This is a genomic window from Metabacillus fastidiosus NBRC 101226, assembly GCF_001591625.1.
GTDB classification, from domain to species: domain Bacteria; phylum Bacillota; class Bacilli; order Bacillales; family Bacillaceae; genus Metabacillus; species Metabacillus fastidiosus.
In genome coordinates, this window is the sequence record NZ_BCVG01000149.1 from 1 (window position 1) to 7683 (window position 7683).

Consider the following 7683-nt stretch of genomic DNA (forward strand, 5'->3'; position numbering starts at 1 on the left):
GAGAGGCTTACTGCTCGTTAAGGCTGAGATAAATTATTCTTTTCTTTTGGAATTTTGGTAATATGAATAAAAAGAAAATAAGAAAAGAGGAAAATAAAGATGGAAATAAAATACCATTTAACTGAAGAAGACTATTTACATTTCAATTTATTCCATATTAAAAATTCGAAAACAACAAGTAGAGCGTTAAGTATGCAAAGGTTTTTAACACCTATTTTCTTTCTGATTTTGTCTTACATCCTTTCCGTCTTTTTAGATGAACCATTTCTCGGACTATTCATTATTTTTTTCATTTTAAGCATTTTATGGATTATTTTTTATCCAAAATATTTTTACAGTCTTATTATTCGTCAAGTGAAAAAAATGATAAAAGAAGGCAGAAATGACGGTTTATTAGGGGATCATCATATGATAATGACTGAAGAGGAGATCGTGGATTCTACAGCAAACAGTGAAACGAAAGTTACTTGGTCTGGTATTGAAATGTTTAAAGAGGATGATGACTATTTCTATCTTTACAACAGCTCAGTAAGTGCATACATACTGCCAAAAAGAGCGCTAAAGGATGTCGAGGAAATAAAAAACTATATTCAATCTAAAAAAGAGGATGTTCCAAAAAGGTAACAAACACCCCTTTTGGAACATCCTGCTGAAAGGCCCTGTTGTGAAAATCCAGTAAAATCAAGGATTTAGCGACAGGGCCTTTCAGCTTTTAAACCTTAATAGGGACTTATCGAAAAATCCCTTTTTCTCTATTCTGTTCTCTGCTTAGACTTAATCGGCTGCCCTTTTTTGGAATTATTTTTCTTCGCTTCTTTCACAGGATCAAAATCCTGTCCTAGTTCAAGATCATTACTGTTGATGCCATTTTTTGTTTTCTGCTCTGGATTATTTTGCTTTGAACGCTTTTTCAAAATGCTGCACCCCTTAATGTCTTAATAAAGTCATATCATTTTGCAAATCTTGCAGCTGCAGCCTCATTCGATAAAGCTGTTCCCTTTGCTGATCATTAGAGCTTAATGTTAATTTATTCAGATCATTTACAGCATCTTCAAGCATTTGCTGTGCATCTGTATATTCTAATTCATTGTAATGTTCCTGCTGTGAGGCTATTTTATATTGTTCTTTTGCATATTCATATGCGTCTGTACTTTGTTGTAAATGCTCATCAACTGATTGTCTCGTTGCCACCGTAAAACCCCCTTTAGAACAATATGGAGCATTTTTAGCTTCCTCGCTTTTATTTTTCTCATTTCCTTTAAAATTAATAATTTAATTATTGGCAGTTTTATTTTGGTTTGGCTTTCTTCTTCCCCGCATGCTAAAATTCTTTCATGAGTTAATTATTTTAAAATAAGGAGGGGTCTGACTTGAATCAGGTCAATCCGTTTCCATATGCTTCAGATAATAAACGTTATCATACTTGGAATTATCATTTACGCAAGCATTTTGGACATAAAGTGTTTAAAGTAGCCTTAGATGGAGGCTTTGATTGCCCTAATCGTGATGGCACTGTCGCTCATGGCGGCTGTACGTTCTGCAGTGTGGCAGGGTCTGGTGATTTTGCAGGTAATCGTGCTGATGATTTAGTGACTCAATTTAATGATATAAAAGAAAAAATGCATAAGAAATGGAAAGATGGAAAGTATATGGCTTATTTTCAAGCTTATACAAATACACATGCCCCGGTCCATATTCTCCGTGAGAAATATGAAACAGTACTGGGACTTGAAGATGTCGTTGCACTTTCTATTGCAACACGGCCTGACTGCCTTCCAGACGATGTTGTAGAATACTTGGCCGAATTAAATGAACGAGTATATCTTTGGGTGGAACTAGGCTTGCAAACAGTGCATGAAAGAACAGCATTGCTCATTAATCGCGCTCATGATTTCGACTGTTATGCTAAAGGTGTTGAAAAACTCCGTAAACATGGAATTCGTATCTGCTCTCATATTATTAACGGTTTGCCGCTCGAAAATAATGAAATGATGATGGAAACAGCCCGGGCTGTTGCAAATCTCGATGTACAGGGAATTAAAATCCATTTGCTTCATTTATTAAAGGGAACACCTATGGTAAAGCAATATGAGAAAGGAACGCTTGAATTTTTATCATTTGAAAACTACATCAATCTTGTCTGTGACCAGCTTGAAATACTCCCTCCTGAAATGGTTGTCCATCGAATTACTGGTGACGGGCCGATCGATCTTATGATTGGACCGATGTGGAGTGTTGATAAATGGAATGTGTTGAATGCCATTGATGCAGAATTAAAGAGAAGAAATAGTTATCAAGGAAAATTCTTCAAGAAAGAACGTGTGAATATCTCATGAAATTAGAACGTATTTTACCTTTTGCAAGAACATTGCTTAAAACAGCTGTTGAAGAAGGGGATCATGTCGTTGACGCGACACTCGGTAATGGTCACGATACTTTATATTTAGCAGAGCTTGTCGGAGAAAATGGACGTGTATACGGTTTTGATATTCAAGAAGAAGCCATTCAAGAGACAAAACTAAAATTAGAAGAGAAAAATATAACTGATCGTGTAACTCTTTTTAAATGCAGTCATGAACATATTGAATCAAATATTCCAGCTGCAAATCATGGAACAATTGCCGCAGCTATTTTTAATTTAGGTTATTTGCCTGGCGGTAATAAAACGATTGTTACAAAACCCGATTCAACGATTGCTGCTGTCAGTCAATTACTTCATATAATGAAAAAAGAAGCGATTATCGTTATCGTTATTTATCACGGACATGAAGAAGGACAAATTGAACGGGATGCACTGCTTCAATATGTAAAAGACATTGATCAGGCTACTGCACATGTACTTGAATATAAATTTTTAAATCAAAAAAATAATCCACCATTTATTATTGCAATTGAAAAAAGATAGCATTTTCTGCTATCTTTTTTTTAGGAGCTTCTTTTCCAAGGAAGTCTTTGGATAGCTCTGTATGCTCGCCCATTTAAATAAAAGAAGTAAGATGTCGGTCCGCCCAGCTTAATAAGCTTTTTTGCAAGTCCCGATAATTCCTTTTTAGATGTTACCTTTTCGTCTGATAAATATACACCTAATAAGCCGCGGTTAATTAATTTATGAAAGCTTTCATGTGGAATTCCGTCTAAATGATTATCCGCTTTTTCCACAAAATACTGGAGTCTTTCCATCATCACTGCTTCAGAATCGTAATAATTACAAAAATTTAAATCTCCACCTAATCTATCCTCTTCCTGATCGATTAAATAATCGAGTAGAATATGAAGCCCTTGTATATAAGGAAAATAGCTCTCCCGAATTTTCATTGCCATTTCTTTATTAAAATCCTCATTAAAACCGTATGCAACCAGACAGAAAATCCCTAGTGTTGATCCAGTGCAGGCAGAAAATTCATACCATTCCATTTTCGGAAAATTGCCCCTGTAATCTTCAAACCAATTTTCCAAACGCGGGACTCTTTCTTCCTTTTTCACATGCTTATGTACTTGCAAATCACAATAATAAGAACATAATTCAATTAAATACTTTGAAATTAACGGATAATGTTCAAGTTCTCTTAATACTTTTCGGCATGTATTCACTAGTTCATGAAGATAGCCTCCATCTTCTTGATCTTCTCTGAAGCGATAATAATTTTCACATTGTGCACCGACAGTCAACGCATCAAGCATTGATTGATGCAGTGCCCTGAAGTCAGCTGGATCAAGAGATGTACTGCGATCACATAAATTATCTAAATAATCACTGATTGTCTGGTAAGCAACGATAAACTCTACACATTTGCTTTTATGCTCCCTTGCAATAAGTGCTAATATTCCTCCGCCTTCACAATGAAAACCTTTTGAATCAATGCTTGCCAGTGCCTGCTCTCTTAGTTCATCATTTGGAATTTGTTCAGCTTTTTCACGCCATTTTTTTATATATTTATGAACAATTGGAAATACGTCACGATAAACTTTTCTCATTAAACTTATTGGATGCCCTGGTACATTCAAGGATTTCACCTCTAACTCTGTTTTAACCTACTGTAACTAATAACTATTATTTATCTTACAGTTAAATGGCTTAAATGTCGAAAGCTTTAGTTTAAATGCCCTTCTACAAATCGTCTTGCTGCTTCGAAAACTTCCTCTCTCTCAGGCTCATTAAATATTTCATGATAGAGCCCTTTCCATTCTTTATACGTTTTTTCATGAATATCAACTTTATTAAACCACGATTTCACTTTCGCTTTATCAACTATTTTATCCGTTCCGCTTTGCATAACAAGAAGTGGAATATCAGCAAATTTCTTTACCTCCTCATGTGCAAGCTCCATCGCATCGACTAATTCCCGGTACCATCTCACAGAAACCTTTGTTACATATAAAGAATCGTTTTCATCTTGCATACGGACAAGGTCATTTCTAGTCGCAAGTTCCACACTTAAATTTGAATCAACTTTAAATGATGGTGCTAAAACATTTAATCCTTTAGAAATAAAATTAATCGCTTTATTCGGCTTATAAATAATTCCTAAACATGGAGATGACAAAATAACTCCATTTACAGACTGATGCTTTCTTTGTAAAGAACGGATCAAAATGAGGCCCCCCATGCTATGTCCTAACAAAAAAATCGGAAGTCCAAATTTTTTCCCCTCTGTTATCCATGCAGTAACTACGTCTATATACTCATCAAACGAGCTAATATGGCCCCGTATTCTTGATGTTGTCCCCTGACCTGGAAGATCTCCTATAATGACATGATAACCTGATGATCTCCACATCTCTGTTAACCATTTATAACGCCCATGATGTTCCGCCGCACCATGAACAATGATAATAACTCCTTTAGGATTATCTGCTTCCCATTTCCACATAGCTGCTTTACTCCTTTCAAGTTCGACACTAATGACATACTGTACTAAAATAATATTAATTCTATTACGATTAACAGGCAGTAAATTTCTATTTCTAACTATCTTTATATCAAGCATGAACCGCTTATAAAACAAATTTTAGTACAACAAACTATCATACTAAATGTACAAACTATCCGATGTTTAAATTTTCATTTTATCTAAATTAGAAAGGAATGTCGAACATGATCTATCCTTATAAAGGCAAGTTTCCAACTATCTCAACTACTGCTTATATCGCTGACTATGTAACAATTACAGGTGATGTTACGATAGGTGACGATACGAGCATTTGGTTTCAAACTGTTATTCGCGGAGATGTCGCTCCGACAATAATCGGAAATCGTGTTAATATCCAAGACTTATGCTGTCTCCATCAAAGTCCAAATAGCCCACTTATTATTGAAGATGATGTAACAGTCGGTCATAGTGTTATTTTACACAGTTCAATCATCCACAAAAATGCTTTAATTGGAATGGGCTCCATTATCCTTGACGGTGCAGAAATTGGTGAAGGTGCCTTTATCGGTGCGGGAAGTTTAGTTCCTCAAGGTAAAAAAATCCCGCCTAACAGTTTAGCATTTGGAAGACCTGCAAAAGTTATTCGTGAATTAAATGATGATGATATAAAAGATATGGCTAGAATTCGAAAAGAATATGTAGAGAAAGGTCAATATTATAAATTATTGAAGAAAACAGATTAACTTTTAACTACATGTTTTCACCCTCATAATACTTAATACGCTGTCTTTTTTAATTTCCACTAATCTGCAAAATCAAACATAAATATCAGCTCAAAAACGGCATCTCTCATTCTTCAAATGAGTTGTCGTTTCTTGAGCTTTTTTCTCCTTTTCATAAAAAATTAATAATTCATTAAAATTACATAAAAAACTTTTACATATTCTTATTATTAACTAAATATTTCTAAACTAAAATAATACTAAAGGGGATGAAAAAGGAGAGTTCCAGCTATGATGACGAAATTACTAACAAATTTTTATGAGTTTGAATGCAAATTATTCCGAAGAGTGAATCAGCATTTTGATAGAAAATTTCTTAATTTTTATTTTCGTAATATTACGCATATAGGTGGAGCAACTGCAACTATATCAGCCATACTATTTTTAATTTTTCTAACAAATAACTCTATTCGGCTTACAGCCATTGCCGCCGCTGTTTCACTTTTGATTAGCCATATTCCGGTAGCAATAGTTAAAAAATTATATCCTCGTAAACGACCTTATATTATGCTTTCTGAAACAAAAGTTCCACAAAATCCATTGGAGGATCATTCCTTTCCTTCTGGACATACGACAGCTATTTTTGCAATCATTATCCCTTTTATTATTTTAATGCCCGCCTTAGCTGTTATTTTACTGCCAATTGGTGCAAGTGTCGGTATTTCAAGAATGTATTTAGGCTTGCACTATCCTTCAGATGTATTAGCCGGCTGTTTCTTAGGTACATCATCAGGAACCATTGCCATGCTTTCAATCGGCAATTATTTTCCAAATGCTTTCCTATTCTAAGTATATTTAGCTTTTCAAGTATTTGGGGGGATACGAATGAAAATTGCTATTTTTACAGATACTTTTGCACCTGATGTTAATGGAGTTGCCCGTACATTAAAAAGATTTACTGATTATCTTGAATCAAACGGTCATGAATTTATCGTCTTTGCACCTGAAAGTACGAAGGAAAGCCTGTTTTCCAGCCATATTCACCGATTTACGAGCATGCCTTTTTTTCTATATCCGGAATGCCGGTTAGCTTTGCCGAACATGATCCAGGTAAAGGCTAAATTGCAGCATTTTAAGCCTGATCTCATTCATGTTGCAACTCCTTTTAATATAGGTTTATGTGGTATTCATTATGCTAAAAAATTAAATATTCCACTAGTTGGTTCTTATCATACAGATTTTGATCAATACTTAAGTTATTATGACTTGCAAATTTTTTCGAAAATTTTATGGAAATATATGCATTGGTTTCATCGCTCTTTCGAAAAAATCTTTGTTCCTTCACAAGAAACATTAGAACAGCTCCGAAAACAAAAATTTAAAAATCTTTATATTTGGGGACGCGGTGTTGATTGCAATATATTTCATCCACATTATTCAACAGATGACGTAGCTCAAAAATACAATATAAAAGAGAAATTCTTATTATCATATGTTGGCAGACTTGCTCCGGAAAAAGATATTGATACATTACTTCAGCTATCACATAAGCTGCCGGAAGCAATTCGTAAAAATGTTCACTGGCTAATCGTTGGAGACGGTCCTTCAAAGGAAGAAATGATGAATCAGGCACCAGCAAATATGACATTTGCCGGTTACTTAACAGGAGAAGATCTTGCAAAAGTATATGCAAGTTCAGATTTATTTGTTTTCCCATCACCTACTGAAACTTTTGGAAACGTTGTTTTAGAAGCTCATGCAACAGGGACACCTGTAATTGGTGCCAATTCAGGAGGTGTTAAAAATATTATCCAGCAAGGGCGCACTGGTTACTTATGCGAACCGAAAAATATTGACCAGTTTTCGAATGCTATTATTACGTTACTTACAAATCCTACACTACAACTGCAAATGTCTAACCAGGCATATAAATATGCATTAACTCAGACATGGGATTCTATTTTTAATGGGCTGCTGGATGAATATAAAGAAGTTATTGAAAGTACTGAGATAGAACGATATGCTTAGAAAATGAAATGGGACTGTTCAATAAGTCCCTAATAAGTCTTAAAAGCTGAAAGGCCCTGTCG

At 34.8% G+C, this 7683-nt stretch carries 10 protein-coding genes; 6 read left to right on the forward strand and 4 right to left on the reverse strand.

Going from position 1 to position 7683, the window contains the following annotated elements:
• The first annotated feature begins 99 nt into the window (after positions 1-99).
• Positions 100-624, forward strand: a complete 525-nt coding sequence (locus BFA01S_RS20105; RefSeq protein ID WP_066235170.1) for a YcxB family protein — start codon at positions 100-102, stop codon at positions 622-624.
• Between the two features lie 128 nt (positions 625-752).
• On the opposite strand, the gene BFA01S_RS20110 is transcribed toward BFA01S_RS20105, so the two are convergent.
• Both BFA01S_RS20110 and BFA01S_RS20115 read right to left on the reverse strand, forming a co-directional pair.
• The gene (locus tag BFA01S_RS20110; protein ID WP_066235171.1) at positions 753-914 is read right to left on the reverse strand and encodes a glycogen biosynthesis protein GlgD; all 162 of its coding nucleotides are present in this window, start codon (positions 912-914) and stop codon (positions 753-755) included.
• A gap of 13 nt (positions 915-927) precedes the next feature.
• Complete coding sequence (locus tag BFA01S_RS20115) at positions 928-1191, reverse strand: YtzC family protein (RefSeq protein ID WP_066235173.1); 264 nt, start codon at positions 1189-1191, stop codon at positions 928-930.
• 179 nt (positions 1192-1370) lie between these two features.
• Between BFA01S_RS20115 and mnmL the strand changes: the two genes are divergently transcribed.
• Entirely contained in the window at positions 1371-2336 is a 966-nt protein-coding gene (gene mnmL, locus BFA01S_RS20120; RefSeq protein WP_066235176.1) for a tRNA modification radical SAM protein MnmL/YtqA, read from the forward strand.
• Entirely contained in the window at positions 2333-2905 is a 573-nt protein-coding gene (mnmM, locus tag BFA01S_RS20125) for a tRNA 5-(aminomethyl)-2-thiouridylate-methyltransferase MnmM (RefSeq protein WP_066235178.1), read from the forward strand. Before mnmL ends, mnmM begins: the two co-directional genes overlap by 4 nt.
• Before the next feature lie 20 nt (positions 2906-2925).
• Here the strand turns inward: mnmM and BFA01S_RS20130 are convergent, their stop codons facing one another.
• Together BFA01S_RS20130 and BFA01S_RS20135 are read right to left on the reverse strand one after the other, a co-directional pair.
• Entirely contained in the window at positions 2926-4005 is a 1080-nt protein-coding gene (locus BFA01S_RS20130; protein ID WP_066235180.1) for a tetraprenyl-beta-curcumene synthase family protein, read from the reverse strand.
• Between the two features lie 86 nt (positions 4006-4091).
• Positions 4092-4871: an alpha/beta hydrolase gene (locus BFA01S_RS20135; RefSeq protein WP_066235182.1), complete on the reverse strand. Its 780-nt coding sequence runs from the start codon at positions 4869-4871 to the stop codon at positions 4092-4094.
• 224 nt (positions 4872-5095) lie between these two features.
• On the opposite strand from BFA01S_RS20135, the gene BFA01S_RS20140 reads away from it, so the two are divergent.
• The 3 genes from BFA01S_RS20140 (at position 5096) to BFA01S_RS20150 (ending at position 7621) form a co-directional block, all read left to right on the forward strand.
• Complete coding sequence (locus BFA01S_RS20140) at positions 5096-5614, forward strand: gamma carbonic anhydrase (RefSeq protein WP_066235184.1); 519 nt, start codon at positions 5096-5098, stop codon at positions 5612-5614.
• A 273-nt stretch (positions 5615-5887) separates the two neighbouring features.
• Positions 5888-6442, forward strand: a complete 555-nt coding sequence (locus BFA01S_RS20145; protein WP_174521614.1) for a phosphatase PAP2 family protein — start codon at positions 5888-5890, stop codon at positions 6440-6442.
• A 36-nt stretch (positions 6443-6478) separates the two neighbouring features.
• Positions 6479-7621, forward strand: a complete 1143-nt coding sequence (locus BFA01S_RS20150) for a glycosyltransferase family 4 protein (protein ID WP_066235188.1) — start codon at positions 6479-6481, stop codon at positions 7619-7621.
• The last annotated feature ends 62 nt before the right edge of the window (positions 7622-7683 follow it).